Below are 16,936 nucleotides of genomic sequence, written 5' to 3'. Positions count from 1 at the left end.
TCAAGTCACGGCCCGTTATTGGCGGCTTTTCCCGTGCAAATCAAGACCGTCCGACGGGGGGCAGGCAAAGGCGCTGTCGGTCGGCCACGGGAGGGTGGGTGGGGTGTGTGGTGCAACCGACCGACAGCTTACACTGCTTGCAAGGTCAACATGACGCTTAACCGTTAATCGGAGGTGAAGATCGCCGGGGTCTGCCCCTTGTTTGGGAACAAAAACAGATCAAATCTAGGCGGTCAGAGGAATCATCATGCCGCACAACAACACCAATCTGCCGATGCACCGTCCCGAGGTGCTGACCCGCCCGAAACTGGAGGGCGGCAAGCGTTTCAAGCTGCAGACCCCATTCCAGGCGGCGGGCGACCAGCCGACGGCGATTGCCGAGCTGAGCGAGGGCGTCCTGGCGGGCGAGCACAACCAGGTGCTGCTGGGCGCCACCGGCACCGGCAAGACCTTCACCATGGCGCGGGTGATCGAGGAGACCCAGCGCCCGGCGATCATCCTCGCGCCCAACAAGACGCTGGCGGCGCAATTGTATGGCGAGTTCAAGGGCTTCTTCCCGGACAACGCCGTCGAATACTTCGTGTCCTACTACGACTACTACCAGCCCGAGGCCTATGTGCCGCGCTCGGACACCTATATCGAGAAGGAATCGCAGATCAACGAGCAGATCGACCGGATGCGCCACTCGGCCACCCGGGCGCTCTTGGAGCGCGATGACGTGATCATCGTCGCCTCGGTGTCCTGCATCTACGGTATCGGCTCGGTCGAGACCTATTCGGCGATGACGCAGGATCTGGTGGTGGGCGAAAGCTACGACCAGCGCCAGCTGCTGGGCGAACTGGTGGCCCAGCAATACCGCCGCAACGATCAGGCCTTCCAGCGCGGCAGCTTCCGGGTCCGGGGCGATTCGCTCGAAGTCTGGCCGGCCCACCTCGATGACCGGGCCTGGCGCTTCTCGTTCTTCGGCGATCAGCTGGAGGCGATCGTCGAGTTCGATCCGCTGACCGGCGCCAAGACCGACAGCTTCAAGCAGATCCGCATCTACGCCAATTCGCACTACGTCACGCCGCGCCCGACAATGCAGCAGGCGGTGATCGGCATAAAGAAGGAGCTGCGTCACCGGCTCGACCAGCTGGTGAACGAGGGCAAGCTTCTGGAAGCGCAGCGGCTGGAGCAGCGCACCTCCTTCGACATCGAGATGCTGGAGGCGACTGGCGTCTGCAACGGCATCGAGAACTACTCGCGCTACCTCACCGGCCGCGCCCCGGGCGAGCCGCCGCCGACGCTGTTCGAATTCATCCCCGACAATGCCATCGTCTTCGCCGACGAAAGCCACGTCTCGGTCCCGCAGATCGGCGGCATGTACAAGGGCGACTACCGGCGCAAATTCACCTTGGCCGAGCATGGCTTCCGCCTGCCCTCCTGCATGGACAACCGCCCGCTGAAGTTCGAGGAATGGGACGCGATGCGGCCGCAGTCGGTCTTCGTCTCGGCCACCCCGGCGGCCTGGGAGATGGAGCAAACGGGCGGCGTCTTCACCGAACAGGTGATCCGCCCCACCGGCCTCATCGACCCCAAGGTCGAGATCCGCCCGGTCGAGATGCAGGTGGACGATCTTCTGGACGAGATCCGCCGGGTGGCGCTGCAGGGTCTGCGGGTGCTGGTCACGGTGCTGACCAAGCGCATGGCCGAGGATCTGACCGAATATTTCCACGAGCAGGGCATCCGCATCCGCTACATGCACTCCGACATCGACACGATCGAGCGGATCGAGATCCTGCGCGACCTGCGGCTCGGCGCGTTCGACGTGCTGGTGGGGATCAACCTCTTGCGCGAAGGTCTGGATATCCCGGAATGCGGGCTGGTGGCCATTCTCGACGCCGACAAGGAGGGCTTCCTGCGCTCCGAAACCTCGCTGATCCAGACCATCGGCCGCGCTGCGCGGAACTCCGAGGGCCGGGTGATCATGTATGCCGACCGCATCACCGGCAGCATGGAGCGGGCGATGCGCGAGACGGATCGCCGCCGCGAGAAGCAGATCGCCTACAACACCGAACATGGCATCACGCCGATGACGGTGAAGAAGAACGTCGAGGATGTGCTGGCCGGGCTCTGGCAAGGCGACACCGACATGGCGCGGGTCACGGCGCGCGTGGAAAAGCCGATGGTCGGCTCCAACCTAGCGGCGCATCTCGACGCGCTGCGGCTGCAGATGCGCAAGGCCGCCGAGAATCTCGAGTTCGAGGAGGCCGCGCGGCTGCGCGACGAGGTGAAGCGGCTCGAGGCGGTGGAGCTGGCGGTGGCCGACGATCCGCTGGCGCGGCAATCGGTGATCGAGGATGCGGCGGAAGCGGCGGTGAAATCCTCGGGGCGCAGCACCGCCGGACGGGCCGGGCAGCGCGGCGGCAACAAGCGCAGCAAGCGGCGCTGATCAGCGTTAACCAAGAGTTAACACCTCCTCCGCCATCCTCCGCGTGGTGGATGGAGGTGTTGATATGCGCTGCCGGATCCTTCGCGGACTGTCCGTGCTCGCCCTGTGCGGGTCTGCTTGCGCGGTGCAGGCCGGCCCCTGGCCCCGCGACGAGGGCGCGGTCTTCCTGAGCCTCTCGCAGGAGCAGGAAGCCGATGCGAACGGCTACACCAGCCTCTACGGCGAATACGGACTCGGCGCCCGGATCACCATGGGGCTGGAGGCCGGACGCAGCAACACGGGCGATGCGACGGTGCTGGTCTGGGTCGAGCGGGGCTTTGGCACGGGCCCCCTGCGGTATGCCACTTCGCTCGGCTTCGGCCTGTCGCAGCGCGATGGGCAGATGCTGCCGGTCGGCCAGCTCGGCCTGTCGCTGGGGCGGGGCTTTGCCACGGGCTTCGGCGATGGCTGGGCCATGCTCGACACCCGGGTGCAGATCGCGGCCAAACCGATGGCCGAGGCGGTACAGGTGAGCCAGAGCACGACCGTGCTCTACGAATACCTGATCCCGGAAACCGGCGTGAAATCGGAGCTGACCCTGGGGCTGAAGCCGTGGCAGGGGACGATGCTCATCGGCCAGCTGCGCATGGTACAGACGGTGGATCAGGACTTCGGTGCCAGCCTCTCCGCCGCCGTGGTGCGCGATCTGGGCGGGCAAGCCAAGATCGAGCTGGGGCTCGTCCAGCCGCTGACCGGGGAAAACGAACCGGCGCTGCGGCTGGGCACGTGGCTCTCGTTCTGAGGGCTCAGTCGAAGATCATCTTGGCCAGCGCCAGCACAATCACCGCACCGACCGCGGCCGCAAGGACCACCGCCAGAAGCCCCGAGGCCGCCAGCACCGTCACGCCGAGCGCGACCAGCAGCAAGGGCGCGACAAGTGCACCGATGACACCGATCATCATGTAACGCCCGCGATGCCGCCCGCCCGCCACCATGCTGGCAAGCCAGCCCGCGATCAGACCGACCACGATCAGCACGACCAGTCCGAAAATGCCGACACCCTGGATGAATTCTTCCACGCCCGTCTCCTGTTAACCGTTATGCCGCCCAACGTCCGAAGCGGGCGTCCGGGTCCACGGGCGTGCGAAAACCTGTCAGAAAACGGCCGCCACGTCGTACATCACCGGCTCGAAACCGCGACACAATGCCGCGAAGCGGCGGGTGCGGTCGCGCATGTCGGGGGTGCGAAGCATGGCCTGGAAATCTTCACGACGTTGCCACTGGGAATAGTTGGCGATTCGGGTCTGGGCGTCGTTCACGTGGAGGCTGGCCGAGATGAAGCCGGGCTGGTGGCGGATGAACTCGGCATAGGCGGCACGGAGCTCGTCCAGAAGGTCGGCGCAGGTGCCGGGGGTCATCTCGAAGGTGGTGATGACGGTCTGGCCCTGGAAGTCGGCGGCGATGCTGGTCATGGCGGTCCTCCCCTGCCACAAAGCCTAGACCCGCGGGGGGCTTGCAGCAAGCACGCTGCGGGCTACCCTTTTGTCGCAGCCTTGACGGAGATCATCCATGCGCCTGTTTTCCCTTGCCTTTCTTGCCGCCGCCGCGCTCTGTGGCCCCGCCCTCGCGTCCAGCGAGGAGGCGTGGGAGACCTTCCGCACCGAGGTCCGCGAGGGCTGTCTGGCGCTGGCGGAGCCTCTGGGCACGGCGGTGGTCGAGGTGTCGCCCTTCGGGTCGGAAAACTATGGCGTGGCGCTGGTGACGCTGGAAACCGAGGGCACGGTGGAGCGGCGGGTCTGCGTTTTCGACAAGAAAACCAAGGCGGTAGAGCTGGCCGAGCCTTTCGCGCCCTGAGCCCTGCGGCAAAATCGGCGCTTTGCAGCGGTTTGGCCGCCCGCTAGGGTGGCGCCATGCAGCTCATAGACCCAAACCACCCGTTCTTCCGCCCCGCCTGGCGCCGCTATGTCACGGCGATCTTCCCGATCGCCTGGTCGGGGATGGAGCTTTATCTGGGCAATCCGCTCTGGGCGGCGATCTTCCTGGCGCTGGGGATCTATGCCGTCTGGGTGCTGATCGTGAAGGGTCCGGACGCCTGATCAGGATTTGGGGCAGGTAAGCCGCCCCCGCATCTCGCCCGAGTCGCCCTGCAGGGTGCTGGCGACCGGCTGGCAGCCCGTGGTTTCGGGGATCACGGCCAGCATGTCGGCGCGGATCCCGTCATGCTCGGCACGCCCCGCCCAGCCGAGGCGGATCACCTCCACCTCTTTTTCCGTTGCATAAACAACGTAGTGGCGGCCGCTGCGCATCACGTCATGCCGCGTGGCCCCGAAGAATTGCGGGGCGGGCTGGGCGCCGCAGGCGGCGAGGAAGAGGAGCATCCACAGGTATCTCATGCCCCCCTGTCTGACAGGCGGCGGTTAAAACGTGGTTAACGCCGCTGCCCCGAAAAGCCACTTCCGGGCGATGCACAGGCCATGCACATCCGATGCACGGTGCATGCAGATCGGCGGAATCGCTCCGCAGGAGGCAAGGGCCGGAACAGGATGCCCGCAGCCCGCGTTGAGCCGCCGACAACAATAATGGAGTTCCGACATGCGCAAACCCTTCTTCCTTCTCCCGCTGATCGCCCTCTTCGCCGTCGCTGCCTGCGAAACCGTCGAAGGCGCAGGCCAAGACCTTGGCGCGGCCGGCGACGCGATCTCGCAGGAGTCGCGCGAGGCTCAGGCCGGGCTCTAAGCCTCCGGCTCAGGCCGACGACAGGGCGGTGGGGAAACCCGCCGCCTTTTTGTTTGGGATGGAGCAGGAAGGTTTGGCAGTAGGGTGCGCATTCCTTGCGCACCGTCGCGCGGGTCATGGTGCGCAGCAAATGCGCACCATGCGCTCGCTCGGCGCCGCCAGATCCACCACCAAGAGTCGCGTGAGGTTCAGGCCAGTCTCTGAGCCAGCGGTTCAGGCACAAGAATCATGGCTGAAGGAAAACCTGCCGCCTTTCTGAGGTGGGGCCGGGCTTCGGTGCGCAATGAAGCGCTCCCTAGGGCTGGTTGGAAACAATTGAGTTTCTGATGCATCCGAATGGAACGAGAGCGTCAACTATTCTTTGTTGAAAATCAGTTCTCTCCACCCGCCCCCGCAACTTGAGGATATAAGCTGCGAAGTCAGTTGCGTACATCATCAGGTCACACTTATCTGCGTAATAGAAACCGATCACTTCGGACAACTCTGGGAGCTGTTGCTTGCCAAAGGCAGCGCTCAACTGATGAGAAAAAGAAAAGTCTCTCGTAAAATTTGCATGGCGACTAATATCCACTCTATTAGCGTGATCAAACTCCGCGATGAAGACCATCGGCTTTAATTGCAGCTGCCAAATTTCGTGCTTCAGCGACGTTAGCGAAGCCAACCGCGCATTCACCTGCACTCCCTTCTTGGGCGAAAAAATCCGTTGAGTTACGACGTTATAGTCCCACTTATAGCCAACGCGATAAACTGCGCTGCAGTATTTCCCTATTCCCTCTGAAAACAAGGAAAATACCGCAATCTTCTCTTCGTCCGCCCATTCGCATGGAAGTGAAGACGCATGGATAATGGGAAACTCGACGACCTTATTGACAGTGACGCCAAGCAAGCGACACAGGCCATCCAATATAAAAGACTTGAACTCGCTTACCTTCGCCGCATCGAATATGCAGGCGACATACGCACTATATCTATCGATTTCGCAGTCCTGCTCATCGCAGTAAACTAGATACAAGGATATCGCTTTCCTTCAACTACCACCCCTCACCCATCCATCTTCAGCGCGTTGATAAACGCCTGCTGCGGGATCTCCACCTTGCCGAACTGACGCATCTTCTTCTTGCCCGCCTTCTGCTTGTCCAAGAGCTTGCGTTTCCGCGTGGCGTCGCCGCCGTAGCATTTGGCGGTCACGTCCTTGCGCATGGCCGAGAGCGTCTCGCGGGCGATGACGCGGCCGCCGATGGCGGCCTGGATCGGGATCTTGAACATGTGGCGCGGGATCAGCTCTTTCAGCTTCTCCACCATGGCGCGGCCACGCATGTCGGCGCGGTCGCGGTGGACCATCATCGACAGCGCATCCACCGGCTCGTCATTGACCAGCACCGACATCTTCACGAGGAAATCCTCGCGGTAGCCGGTGATTGAATAATCGAAGGAGGCATAGCCCTTGGTCACCGATTTCAGCCGGTCGTAGAAGTCGAAGACCACCTCGTTCAAGGGCAGGTCGTAGACCACCATGGCGCGCGACCCGGCGTAGCTGAGGTCGAGCTGGATGCCGCGGCGGTCCTGGCAGAGCTTGAGCACGTCGCCGAGGTAGTCGTCGGGCACCATGATGGTGGCCTTGATCCGCGGCTCCTCGATATGGTCGACATAGGTCAGGTCGGGCATGTCGGCGGGGTTGTGCAGCTCCTGCACGGTGCCGTCCTTCATGTAGACCTGGTAGACCACCGACGGGGCGGTGGTGATCAGGTCGATGTCGTACTCGCGCTCGAGCCGGTCGCGGACCACCTCGAGGTGCAGGAGGCCGAGGAAGCCGCAGCGGAAGCCGAAGCCGAGGGCGGCGGAGGTTTCCATCTCGTAGGTGAAGGAGGCGTCGTTGAGGGCGAGCTTCTCGATCGCCTCGCGCAGGGCCTCGAACTCGTTGGCATCGACCGGGAAGAGGCCGCAGAAGACGACGGGCTGGGCAGGCTTGAAGCCCTCCAGCGCCTTTTCGCAGCCCTTGCGCTCGTGGGTGATGGTGTCGCCGACGCGGGTGTCGCGGACCTGCTTGATCGAGGCGGTGAAGATGCCGATCTCGCCCGGGCCGAGTTCGGGGATATCGACCATCTGCGGTTTCAGCACGGCGAGCTTGTCGATGCCGTAGACGGCGTTGGTCTGCATCATGCGGACCCGGTCGCCCTTGCGGATCACGCCATCCATCACGCGGATCATCACGACGACGCCGAGATAGGCGTCATACCAGCTGTCGACCAGCATGGCCTTCAGCGGCGCGTCGCGGTCGCCCTTCGGGGCGGGGAGGCGGGTGACAATGGCTTCGAGCACGTCGGGGATGCCGAGGCCGGATTTGGCGGAGATGAGGACGGCCTGGCTGGCGTCGAGGCCGATGACATCCTCGATCTGCTGGCGGATGCGGTCGGGCTCGGCCGCCGGAAGGTCGATCTTGTTCAGCACGGGGACGATCTCGTGCCCCGCATCCAGCGCCTGATAGACGTTGGCCAGCGTCTGCGCCTCGACGCCCTGCGAGGCATCGACCACCAGAAGCGAGCCTTCCACGGCGCGCATCGAGCGGGAGACCTCATAGGCGAAGTCGACGTGGCCGGGGGTGTCGATCAGGTTCAGGACGTAGGTCTTGCCGTCCTTGGCCGGATAATCGATCCTCACCGTGTTGGCCTTGATGGTGATCCCGCGCTCGCGCTCGATATCCATGCTGTCCAGGAGCTGGGCCTTCATGTCGCGATCGGCGACCGTGCCCGTCGACTGGATCAGCCGATCGGCAAGGGTGGATTTGCCGTGGTCGATGTGGGCCACGATCGAAAAGTTGCGGATGAGGTCAAGCTGGGTCATGGGCGGCATATGAGCAGGAATCGTTGAGCGGTCAATGGGAATAGCAGCCCGGCCCCGCCCCTGTGGCGCCACCCGATGTTGTGGACCGGCGGCGCAGGGCCACAACACGCGGCGGTAACGTTCGCTTTACCGCCCTTTCGGGCGAATCGTTTGAAAAATTGGGCCCGGATCGTCATAGTCGGGGCAGAAAAACACCTGCGGCAGGGAGATACCCTGCCCTTACGAGAGGCAGTGACATGAAGAACCTGACACGTGCAGCCGCGCTTGCTCTGCTTGCGCTTCCGCTTTCCACGACCTTCGCTTCCGCCGGCCCGATCGAGAGCGCATGCCTGCGCGCCAGCAACGGCGGGGCCAGCCGCGCCACCTGCGGCTGCATCCAGCAGGTCGCGGACATGACCCTGCGCGGCGGCGACCAGCGCCGGGCGGCGAAATTCTTCCTCAACCCGGACGAGGCACAGGAAACCCGCGTGTCGAAGCGCGATTCCGACAACGCCTTCTGGGCGCGCTACAAGCAGTTCGGCGAGACGGCGCAGGCCTATTGCAGCTGATCCGGCCCGGGCGGCGTCGCGCCGCCCGAGGGAATGGAAAAAGGGCGCCCGTGCTGCGGGCGCCCTTTTTCGTTCAGTTGGAATGGGTGCCGTGATCCATGCCGCCCGTCGTGCCCATGCCATCCATCGGCGCGTCGGCGCGTTTGGAATCCACCGGCACATCCACCTCGATCACCTGACCGCGCTCGAAGGTGAGGGTCAGATGCACCACATCGCCATCGGCCAGCGAACGGTTCAGCCCCAAGAGCATGACGTGATCGCCGCCCCGGGCCAGCGCATGGGTCTCGCCGGCGGGGACGGGAAAGCCTTCCTCGACCTTGAGCATCTGCATGACGCCGTCGGCGCTTTCCTTGTGGGTGTGCAGCTCGGTCTGAACAGCGACGTCGGAGGCGACGGAGACCAGACGATCCGGCTCGGTGGCGTGGTTCTCGATCTTGAGGAAGATCGCGCCGGATTTGGCAGTGGGGCCCGAGACGCGGGCATAGGCATCGGAGACATGGACGCCGTCATGGGCGAAGGCGGGCAGAGCGAAGACGACCGCAGCAGCGGCCAGAAGGGCTTTGAAAGACATGATGTGATCCTGTCGGGAAAGGGGAGAGGCGAAGGCTCAGACCCGGGTGACAGGCGGGCCGCGCGCGCGGGGCGGCGCGGGATCGGTGGCCTCGGCAGGCAGCATCGGCACCGGGCCCGCGAGGCGGCTGTGGCCGAGGGGCGCCGAGGGTGTGGCGGGCGGCGTGGGCGCGAGCCAAAGGGCCAGCGCCGAGAGGCATTTCGGACAGGGATGCAGGATGCCGACCGGATTGCCCTGGGCATCGACGGTGACGGTGGTGACGCCATAGCCCGAGCAGATCACCATCTCGCCCGCAGGCATCGCCTGACCGCGCGCGACGGCCATCGTCAGCGAGGTGAGCGCAAGCACCAGCGCCAGACCGAGGGACAGAAGGGGGCGAAGCCGCATCATGCGCCGCTTATAGCCGCGCGCCCCGGCCTGCCGCAACTGGCCAAGGGGCGCAAACGCAAAAGGCCCTGCGGTTCCCCGAGGGCCTTTCCGACAGACGCTGAAGGAATTCAGGCGGCCTGAGCTTTGGAGATCTCTTTCTTGATCGCCTTGGCTTTCAGCGAAAGCTCGTCGTCCTTGGCCTTGGCGAGGAAGGCATCGAGCCCACCGCGGTGGTCGACGGTGCGCAGGGCATGGGCCGAGATGCGCAGCTTGAACGACTGGCCGAGGATGTCGGAGATCAGCGTGACCTCGTTCAGGTTCGGCAGGAAGCGCCGACGGGATTTGTTGTTGGCGTGGCTGACCGTGTTGCCAGACATCGGGCCTTTACCGCTGAGTTCGCAGACGCGCGACATGGTCGTGATCCTTTGGTTTAAACGTGCTGGGCACCGCCAAAGGCAGCGCGCCGAATTCCATCGGGGTGCTTTAGGGGGAAAAGCCGGAGGCGTCAAGCGATTCACCAAAGGCATTGTGGCGGAAGGGCCGCAGGAGCCTTGCGCCCTGCCCCGCCGGACATGGATGGGCTCAGGACGGCAGGGTTGCAAGCAGTTCGGCCGCGGCGGCTTCGGGGGTGAGCGCGCCCTGGGTCACGGCGCTGCCGAGCCGCGCCATCGCCTCGCGCGCGGGGCCGGGGCGGGTGAGGACGGCGAGCAGGCCCTGCCGCACCTCCTCCTCGAACCAGTGGCGGGCCTGTTCGGCGCGGCGGCGGTCAAAATGGCCTTGGGCACGGCGCCAGCCGATCAGGGTCTGCATCTCGGCCCAGGCGGTGGCGAGTCCCTCGTCGGCCAGGGCCGAGACCGGCAAGGCCTTGGGGAAGCCCTCGGGGTCCTGCGGGCGACGGCGCAAGAGGTGCAGCGCGCCGGAATAATCGGCGACGGTGCGCATCGCGGCGGCCTTCAGATCACCGTCTGCCTTGTTGACGAGGATCAGGTCGGCCATCTCCATGATGCCGCGCTTCACGCCCTGCAGCTCGTCGCCGCCTGCCGGGGCGAGGAGCAACAGGAACAGGTCGCAGAGCTGCGCCACCACGGTCTCCGACTGGCCGACACCGACCGTCTCGATCAGGATGATGTCGAAGCCTGCCGCCTCGCAGAGCGCCACCGCCTCGCGGGTGCGGCGGGCGACGCCGCCGAGATGGGTCTGCGACGGCGAGGGGCGGATGAAGGCCAGGGGCTCGCGCGACAGCCGCTCCATCCTTGTCTTGTCGCCGAGGATCGAGCCGCCGGAGCGCGCCGAGGAGGGATCGACGGCGAGGACCGCGACGCGCAGCCCTTCGGCGGTGAGCATCAGGCCGAAGCTCTCGATGAAGGTGGATTTGCCGACGCCGGGGGTGCCGGAGAGGCCGATGCGCAGCGCCTGCCGCTTCAGCCGGGCGAGATCGGCCAGCAGCGTCAGCGCCGCCTCGCGGTGATCGGCGCGCCGGCTTTCCACCAGCGTGATCGCCCGGGCCAGCGCGCGGCGGTCGCCTGCGGCAATGAGAGGGGCGAGATCAGCAGCGGTCATGCGGCGGCTCCGGCGGTATTCGGTTTGCCGGAGCCCTGCCCCGGCGGGGGATTGCCTGTGGCGAGCCCGCGCTGACGCGATTGTCAGCCGGGGGCCCGGGCTTGGGCTTTTGTGCCCGGTCCGGGAGGGATATGCCAGAGGGGACGCGCCTGCGGGCGCCTTGGCAACGGGGCTGACGATGAAGGCATTTCGCATCGGCATGGTGGCAGTGGCGCTTTGTGCCGCAGGGGCGGCGGCGGCGCAGACGACCGACAGCGCCAGTTTCGACCTGCGCATCCGCGGGCTCGGGGCGGGGTCGCTGGTGTTCTCGGGCGTGCAGGAGGGCAGCGGCTACGCGGTGAACGGCAAGCTGGAGAGCGGCGGGCTGCTCGGGATGCTGAAGCGGGTGCGCTATGACGCGACGGTGCAGGGCCGGGTCGGCAGGGGCGGCTATGTGCCGGCGCGCTATTCCGAGACGGCCGATACCGGCAAGCGGCAGTCGCGGGCGGTGATGGGATATCGCGCCGGCGTGCCGCAGGTGACGGAGTACCAGCCGGCGCGCGAGCCGCGGTCCTATGATGTCGACCCCGCGACGCAGGGCGGCACGGTGGACCCGCTGACCGCGCTCTACGCCACGCTGCGCGATGTCGACGCCGGGCAGGAATGCGACCGGTCACTGCAGATCTTCGACGGGCGGCGGCGGACCGAGCTGGTTCTGGGCGCGCCGCAGGCCACCGCTGCGGGGGTGAGTTGCGCCGGGGAGTTCCGCCGGGTGGCGGGCTATTCCGACGACGACATGGCCGAGAAGACCCGCTTTCCCTTCACGCTGAGCTATGCGCCGATCGAGGGCGGGCGGATGCGGGTGGTGGAGGTGGCGACCGACACGCTCTATGGCCGGGCGACGCTGACCCGGCGCTGAATCCGCCCCGGAGGACGCCGCTTGGGGGCATCGAGCCCCCGCGCGGCGGCTGCCGCGGGAGGGGCGTCGGGCGGGAACGCCTGTGTAGTCGGGGGGAGCCTCCGGCGGGGATATTTTTCGACAGAAAATGGGGGGTGCCGGACCGCTCCCGGCGGGAGGACCTTTGCCGGGTGGGCTGGACCTGCCCGGCGGGGGCGGCGATAAGGCGGCATGGCGGATCTTGCCCTTCCCATCGACGAGGCCCTTCCGGGGTTGATCGACGCGCTGCGGGCGCGGCGGATGGCGGTGCTGCAGGCGCCACCCGGCGCGGGCAAGACCACGCGGGTGCCGCTCGCGGTGCTGGCGGCGGGGCTCTGCGACGGGCGGATCGTCATGCTGGAGCCGCGGCGGCTGGCGGCGCGGGCGGCGGCGGAGCGGATGGCGGAAAGCCTCGGCGAGCCGGTGGGGGCGACGGTCGGCTACCGGATCCGCGGCGAGGCCAAGGTGTCTAAGGCCACGCGGATCGAGGTGGTGACCGAGGGGATCCTGACCCGGATGATCCAGTCGGACCCGTCGCTGGAGGGGATCTCGGCGCTGATCTTCGACGAATTCCACGAGCGCAGCCTGAATGCCGATCTGGGGCTGGCCTTGGCCCTGGAGGTGCGCGGGTCGCTGCGCGAGGATCTGCTGCTGATCGCCATGTCGGCCACGCTGGATGCGGCGCCGGTGGCGGCGCTGATGGGCGATGCGCCGGTGATCACCTCGGCGGGACGGGCCTTCGCGGTGGAGACGCGCTGGCTGGCGCGGCCGCTGGGGCAGAAGGCGCGGCTCGAGACCGAGGTGGCCGCGCTGGTGACGCAGGCGGTGGCCGAGACGACGGGCGGGGTGCTGGTCTTCCTGCCGGGTGAAGGCGAGATCCGCCGGGTGGAGAGCCTGCTGCGGCTGCCGGACTGCGAGGTTCGGCCCCTGTTCGGCGCGATGGCCTTCGACGCACAGCGGGCGGCGCTGGCGCCTTCGGCGGGGCGCAAGGTGGTGCTGGCGACCTCGATCGCCGAGACCTCGCTGACCATTCCCGACATCCGTGTGGTGGTCGATGCCGGACGGTCGCGGCGGGCGCGCTTCGATGCGGCCTCGGGCATGTCGCGGCTGGTGACCGAGCGGGTGACGCGGGCCGAGGCCGAGCAGCGCCGCGGTCGCGCCGGGCGGGTGGCAGAAGGTGTGTGCTACCGGCTCTGGACCCGCGGCGAGGAAGGCGGGCTGGCGCCCTACCCGCCTGCCGAGATCGAGGCGGCGGATCTGACCGGGCTGGCGCTGGAACTTGCGCTCTGGGGCAGCGGCGATCTGGCCTTCCTGACGCCGCCCAATCCCGGCGTTCTGGGCGAGGCGCGGAGCCTTCTGGAGGCGCTCGGCGCGCTGGCCGGGGGGCGGATCACCGATCACGGGCGGGCGCTGGCGGCGCTGCCGCTGCATCCGCGGCTCGGGCATATGCTGCTGCGGGCCGGGGTGGAGGCGGCGCCGCTGGCGGCGCTGCTCGCCGAGCGCGATCCGGTGAAGGGGCCGCCGGATCTGGCGCTGCGGATGGCGGCGGTGGCCGACCCGGGGCGGTTCCAGCGCGAGCATGCCAATGAGCTGAACCGGGCGACGCTGGAGCGCATCCGGCAGGAGGCGCGGCGGCTGGGGCGGGGGCTCGGGCCCGGGCCGGGGCTGTCGCTGGGCCAGATGGCGGCGCTGGCCTATCCGGACCGGGTGGGGCTCAGGCGCAAGGGCGAGGCCCCGCGCTGGGTGCTGTCGGGCGGCAAGGGGGCGGCGATGGAGCCGGGGCTGCCCCTGTCGGGGGCGCGGCTGATCGTGGCGACCGATCTCGACGGCGATGCGCGCGAGGCGAAGGTGCGGCAGGCAGTGGGGCTTGCAGAGGCCGAACTGCGCGAGATCTTCGGCGCCGAGATCGGCTGGCGCGAGGTCTGCGACTGGTCGCGGCGCGAGGGCCGAGTCATCGCGCGGCGGCAGGAGGTCTTCGGCGCGCTGGTGCTGGAGGACCGGATCTGGGCCGACGCGCCGCCCGAGGCGCTGGCGCGGGCGGCGCTCGACGGGTTGCGGCTGATCGGCCTGCCCTGGACCCCGGCGGCGCGGCGGCTCAGGGCGCGGATCGCGCTCTGCCGCAGCGAGGGCGGGACGCTGCCGGATGTGTCGGATGCGGCGCTCCTGGCCGAGGGGGACTGGCTGCTGCCCTATCTGGCGAGCAAGCGGACCGAGGCGGATCTGCGGAGCCTCGATCTGACCGAACCGCTCCGGGCGCTGATCGGCTGGGACGGGGTGCAACTGGTGGACCGGCTGGCGCCCTCGGCCTTCGAGACGCCGCTGGGGCGGCGGGTGCCGGTGGATTACGGTGGCGAGGCGCCGGGGATCGAGCTGAAGCTGCAGGAGCTCTTCGGGGTGACCGAACATCCGGTGGTCGGGCCGAAGCGGCTGCCGCTGCGCATCACCCTGCTGTCGCCGGGAGGCAGCCCGGTGCAGGTGACAATGGACCTGCCGGGCTTCTGGGCCAGCTCCTATGCCGATGTGCGGCGCGACATGCGCGGGCGCTATCCGCGCCACCCCTGGCCGGAGGATCCGACGGTGGCGGAGCCGACGATGCGGGCGAAACCGCGTGGAACGTGAGGATCGTTGCAGCGGTGCAACCGGGCGCGGCCTGATGTTACCGCGCTCGGCGGGAACCCGGCGCGAGGGCGCATCCGGCGCCGCTCCCGGCTTTCCGCTGTCGCGGGGCCGGGGTAGCAGGGGCGGCAATCTTGAGGTGAGCCAGTGACTTCCGAAATCCAGAACGTCCGGCGCGGGCGGTGGGCGGTTGCCGCCATGTTCTTTTCCAACGGTCTCGTCATGGGCGGCTGGGCGCCGCAGATCCCGCTGCTGCTGCCGCGCCACCAGATCAGCGAAGCGGTGCTGGGCTTGTTGATCCTGATGCTGGGCGTGGGCGCGGTGGGGGCGATGGCGCTCTCGGGCGGGCTGACGGCGCGCTACGGCTCGCGCCGGGTGGTGTCGGTCTTCGGCATATTGGCGAGCTTCACGCTGGCGGGGGTGGTGTTCGCGCCGAACCTGACGGTGCTGAGCGCGGCGATGGTGGCGATGGGCGCCTTCATCGGGGTGATGGATGTGGCGATGAACGCCAATGCGGTGGAGGTGGAGCGGCGGCTGGGGCGGGCGATCATGTCCTCCTCGCATGGGTTCTGGAGCCTCGGCGGCTTTCTCGGCGGCGGGCTCGGCGGGGCGCTGATCGCCGGATGGGGGTCGCGGCCACAGGCGCTGGTGATCTCGCTGGCCGCGCTGGCGATCGTGCTGGCGGCGATGCGGCATCTGATCAGCGAGACGCCGGCGGTGCAGGCCGGGAAGCAGCGCCGCAGCCACTTCCCGCGCGACGCCTCGGTCTACCTCTTGGGCGCGATGGCGCTGTTCTGCATGGTGCCGGAGGGCGCGGTGCTGGATTGGGCGGCGCTCTATGTCTCCAAGGAGCTGGGCGGGTCGGTGGCGACCTCGGGGCTGGCCTTCGGCTTCTTCTCGGGGGCGATGGCGCTGATGCGGTTTCTGGGCGATGCGGTGCGCAACCGTTTCGGCGCGGTGCGGACGCTGCGGGTGTCGGGGATGATCGCGGCGACGGGGCTTCTGGGCGCGAGTCTGGCCCCGGGCGAGCTGACGGCGGTGGCCTGTTTCGCCTTCGCCGGGCTCGGGATCGCCAATATGGTGCCGATCGCCTTCTCGGCGGCGGGCAACCATCCGGGGCTGCCGCCGGGGGTGGGGATCTCCACCGTGGCGATGATGGGCTACATGGGGATTCTGGTGGCGCCCTCGACCATCGGTTTCGTCGCCGAGCACATCGGCTTCCGCGTCACCTATGCGGCGCTGGCGGTGCTGCTGCTGCTGGTGGTGGCCTCGGCGAAACGCGCGGCGGCGGCGGATTACGCGGGCTGAAGCGCCTCGGCGATGCGCGCTGTCGGCAGGACGCGGGCGAAATCGAGATCGAGCGCCGAGAGGGTGACGGCGAGCACGGTCTCGGGCGGGAGCATCCCGCCGGCGCGGTCGGGCAGGCCGAAGCCGAGCACGGCATCCTCGACGACGATCGCCGCGAAGCCGAGATCGGAGGCCGAGCGGGTGGTGGAATTCACGCAGAAGGCCGCCACCGCGCCGCAGATCACCAGACGGTCGATGCCGTTGGCGCGCAGATGCGCCTCGAGATCGGTGGAGGGGAAGGCCGAGGAGGTGGTCTTGCGGAACACCGGCTCGTGGAACTGCGGCAGGGCACAGGGCATCGGCGCGGCGCCGGGCATGTCGGGGTGGAAGGGAGACCCCGGCTCAGGTTCGGAATGGTGGACGTGCAGCACGGGGCGACCGGTCTCGCGGAAGAGCTGCAGCAGCTCGGCGATGCGCCCCGGCACGTCGGGGCCGGTGTGGGGCTGGCCCTCCGCGATGCGGAAGGCCATGTCCATCTGCATGTCGATCACCAGAAGCGCGGTCTTCGTCATGCGGACCCCCTTGCCCTGTCAGCTGCCGACGTAATCCATCTTGCCGATCTCCAGCCCGTTGTGACGCAGGATGTCGTAGGCGGTGGCGGTGTGGAAGTAGAAGTTCGGCAGGGCGAAGCCGGTCAGATAATCGAGCCCGGTCATCGTCACCTCGCCGCCGCGCTGCTTCATGGTGATGCTGCGGCTCTCGGCGCCCTCGAACTGACCGGCATCGAAGGATTCGATGTAGTCGGTCGCGGTGCGGATGCGGGCGATCAGCTGGGCGAAGCTGGTCTCGGTGTCGGGAAAGCTCGGCATCTCGGCCCCGGCCAGCCGGGCCGCGGCGCGGGCGGCGAAATCGCAGGCGAGCTGCACCTGACGGGTCAGAGGCAGCATGTCCGGGAACAGCCGGAAGCCGAGCAGCGCCTCGGGCTCGATCTTGCGGGCGGTGCAATGCGCCTCGGCCTTGGCGAGGATTGCGCTCAGCGCGCGCAGGTTGCGCAGCATCGGCGGAACGGAATAGCGATACAT

20 protein-coding genes are annotated in these 16,936 nt (G+C 67.5%); 9 read left to right on the top strand and 11 right to left on the bottom strand.

Annotated features, from left to right (window positions below):
* Positions 1-247: 247 nt before the first annotated feature.
* Together uvrB and AC3A5Z_RS01210 are read left to right on the top strand one after the other, a co-directional pair.
* Positions 248-2,431 (top strand): excinuclease ABC subunit UvrB, encoded by a 2,184-nt coding sequence (gene uvrB / locus AC3A5Z_RS01215; RefSeq protein WP_487517591.1) that lies wholly within the window; start codon positions 248-250, stop codon positions 2,429-2,431.
* Between the two features lie 94 nt (positions 2,432-2,525).
* The gene (locus tag AC3A5Z_RS01210; RefSeq protein WP_487517590.1) at positions 2,526-3,212 is read left to right on the top strand and encodes a hypothetical protein; all 687 of its coding nucleotides are present in this window, start codon (positions 2,526-2,528) and stop codon (positions 3,210-3,212) included.
* Between the two features lie 4 nt (positions 3,213-3,216).
* On the opposite strand, the gene AC3A5Z_RS01205 is transcribed toward AC3A5Z_RS01210, so the two are convergent.
* Both AC3A5Z_RS01205 and AC3A5Z_RS01200 read right to left on the bottom strand, forming a co-directional pair.
* A complete protein-coding gene (locus AC3A5Z_RS01205) occupies positions 3,217-3,489 on the bottom strand; it encodes a GlsB/YeaQ/YmgE family stress response membrane protein (protein WP_487517589.1) in 273 nt (90 codons plus the stop codon).
* 75 nt (positions 3,490-3,564) lie between these two features.
* Positions 3,565-3,882 (bottom strand): antibiotic biosynthesis monooxygenase family protein, encoded by a 318-nt coding sequence (locus AC3A5Z_RS01200; RefSeq protein WP_487517588.1) that lies wholly within the window; start codon positions 3,880-3,882, stop codon positions 3,565-3,567.
* Between the two features lie 97 nt (positions 3,883-3,979).
* On the opposite strand from AC3A5Z_RS01200, the gene AC3A5Z_RS01195 reads away from it, so the two are divergent.
* Together AC3A5Z_RS01195 and AC3A5Z_RS01190 are read left to right on the top strand one after the other, a co-directional pair.
* Entirely contained in the window at positions 3,980-4,264 is a 285-nt protein-coding gene (locus tag AC3A5Z_RS01195; protein ID WP_487517587.1) for a hypothetical protein, read from the top strand.
* A gap of 56 nt (positions 4,265-4,320) precedes the next feature.
* The gene (locus tag AC3A5Z_RS01190; RefSeq protein ID WP_487517586.1) at positions 4,321-4,506 is read left to right on the top strand and encodes a hypothetical protein; all 186 of its coding nucleotides are present in this window, start codon (positions 4,321-4,323) and stop codon (positions 4,504-4,506) included.
* On the opposite strand, the gene AC3A5Z_RS01185 is transcribed toward AC3A5Z_RS01190, so the two are convergent.
* Positions 4,507-4,803, bottom strand: a complete 297-nt coding sequence (locus AC3A5Z_RS01185; RefSeq protein WP_487517585.1) for a hypothetical protein — start codon at positions 4,801-4,803, stop codon at positions 4,507-4,509.
* Between the two features lie 199 nt (positions 4,804-5,002).
* On the opposite strand from AC3A5Z_RS01185, the gene AC3A5Z_RS01180 reads away from it, so the two are divergent.
* Complete coding sequence (locus tag AC3A5Z_RS01180; RefSeq protein WP_487517584.1) at positions 5,003-5,146, top strand: entericidin A/B family lipoprotein; 144 nt, start codon at positions 5,003-5,005, stop codon at positions 5,144-5,146.
* A 295-nt stretch (positions 5,147-5,441) separates the two neighbouring features.
* On the opposite strand, the gene AC3A5Z_RS01175 is transcribed toward AC3A5Z_RS01180, so the two are convergent.
* Together AC3A5Z_RS01175 and lepA are read right to left on the bottom strand one after the other, a co-directional pair.
* Entirely contained in the window at positions 5,442-6,158 is a 717-nt protein-coding gene (locus tag AC3A5Z_RS01175; protein ID WP_487517583.1) for a hypothetical protein, read from the bottom strand.
* Positions 6,159-6,187: 29 nt separating this feature from the next.
* Entirely contained in the window at positions 6,188-7,987 is a 1,800-nt protein-coding gene (gene lepA, locus AC3A5Z_RS01170) for a translation elongation factor 4 (RefSeq protein WP_487517582.1), read from the bottom strand.
* A gap of 236 nt (positions 7,988-8,223) precedes the next feature.
* Here lepA and AC3A5Z_RS01165 point away from each other — a divergent pair, with 236 nt between their 5' ends.
* Positions 8,224-8,535 carry a hypothetical protein gene (locus tag AC3A5Z_RS01165; protein ID WP_487517581.1) on the top strand — a complete coding sequence of 104 codons (312 nt, stop codon included), beginning with the start codon at positions 8,224-8,226 and terminating at the stop codon, positions 8,533-8,535.
* 73 nt (positions 8,536-8,608) lie between these two features.
* On the opposite strand, the gene AC3A5Z_RS01160 is transcribed toward AC3A5Z_RS01165, so the two are convergent.
* From AC3A5Z_RS01160 to meaB, 4 genes are all read right to left on the bottom strand, one after another.
* The gene (locus tag AC3A5Z_RS01160) at positions 8,609-9,106 is read right to left on the bottom strand and encodes a copper chaperone PCu(A)C (protein ID WP_487517580.1); all 498 of its coding nucleotides are present in this window, start codon (positions 9,104-9,106) and stop codon (positions 8,609-8,611) included.
* Between the two features lie 36 nt (positions 9,107-9,142).
* Positions 9,143-9,493, bottom strand: a complete 351-nt coding sequence (locus AC3A5Z_RS01155) for a hypothetical protein (RefSeq protein ID WP_487517579.1) — start codon at positions 9,491-9,493, stop codon at positions 9,143-9,145.
* A 110-nt stretch (positions 9,494-9,603) separates the two neighbouring features.
* Entirely contained in the window at positions 9,604-9,888 is a 285-nt protein-coding gene (rpmB, locus tag AC3A5Z_RS01150) for a 50S ribosomal protein L28 (protein WP_487517578.1), read from the bottom strand.
* 169 nt (positions 9,889-10,057) lie between these two features.
* Positions 10,058-11,035 (bottom strand): methylmalonyl Co-A mutase-associated GTPase MeaB, encoded by a 978-nt coding sequence (gene meaB / locus AC3A5Z_RS01145; RefSeq protein ID WP_487517577.1) that lies wholly within the window; start codon positions 11,033-11,035, stop codon positions 10,058-10,060.
* Between the two features lie 178 nt (positions 11,036-11,213).
* Here meaB and AC3A5Z_RS01140 point away from each other — a divergent pair, with 178 nt between their 5' ends.
* The 3 genes from AC3A5Z_RS01140 (at position 11,214) to AC3A5Z_RS01130 (ending at position 15,875) form a co-directional block, all read left to right on the top strand.
* Positions 11,214-11,933, top strand: a complete 720-nt coding sequence (locus tag AC3A5Z_RS01140) for a DUF3108 domain-containing protein (RefSeq protein ID WP_487517576.1) — start codon at positions 11,214-11,216, stop codon at positions 11,931-11,933.
* Between the two features lie 210 nt (positions 11,934-12,143).
* Complete coding sequence (gene hrpB, locus AC3A5Z_RS01135) at positions 12,144-14,570, top strand: ATP-dependent helicase HrpB (RefSeq protein WP_487517575.1); 2,427 nt, start codon at positions 12,144-12,146, stop codon at positions 14,568-14,570.
* Positions 14,571-14,765: 195 nt separating this feature from the next.
* Entirely contained in the window at positions 14,766-15,875 is a 1,110-nt protein-coding gene (locus tag AC3A5Z_RS01130; RefSeq protein ID WP_487517574.1) for an MFS transporter, read from the top strand.
* Here AC3A5Z_RS01130 and AC3A5Z_RS01125 read toward each other — a convergent pair.
* Together AC3A5Z_RS01125 and AC3A5Z_RS01120 are read right to left on the bottom strand one after the other, a co-directional pair.
* Positions 15,863-16,426, bottom strand: coding sequence for a cysteine hydrolase family protein (locus AC3A5Z_RS01125; protein WP_107662866.1), 564 nt, complete (start codon positions 16,424-16,426; stop codon positions 15,863-15,865). The two genes, AC3A5Z_RS01130 and AC3A5Z_RS01125, sit on opposite strands and share 13 nt — an antisense overlap.
* A gap of 18 nt (positions 16,427-16,444) precedes the next feature.
* Positions 16,445-16,936: a DUF1993 domain-containing protein gene (locus AC3A5Z_RS01120; protein ID WP_487517573.1), complete on the bottom strand. Its 492-nt coding sequence runs from the start codon at positions 16,934-16,936 to the stop codon at positions 16,445-16,447.

This window comes from Cereibacter sp. Soil_C_27, assembly GCF_057657095.1.
The sequence above is the reverse complement of the archived record's forward strand: the minus strand, read 5'-3'. Positions and strand labels throughout refer to the sequence as shown.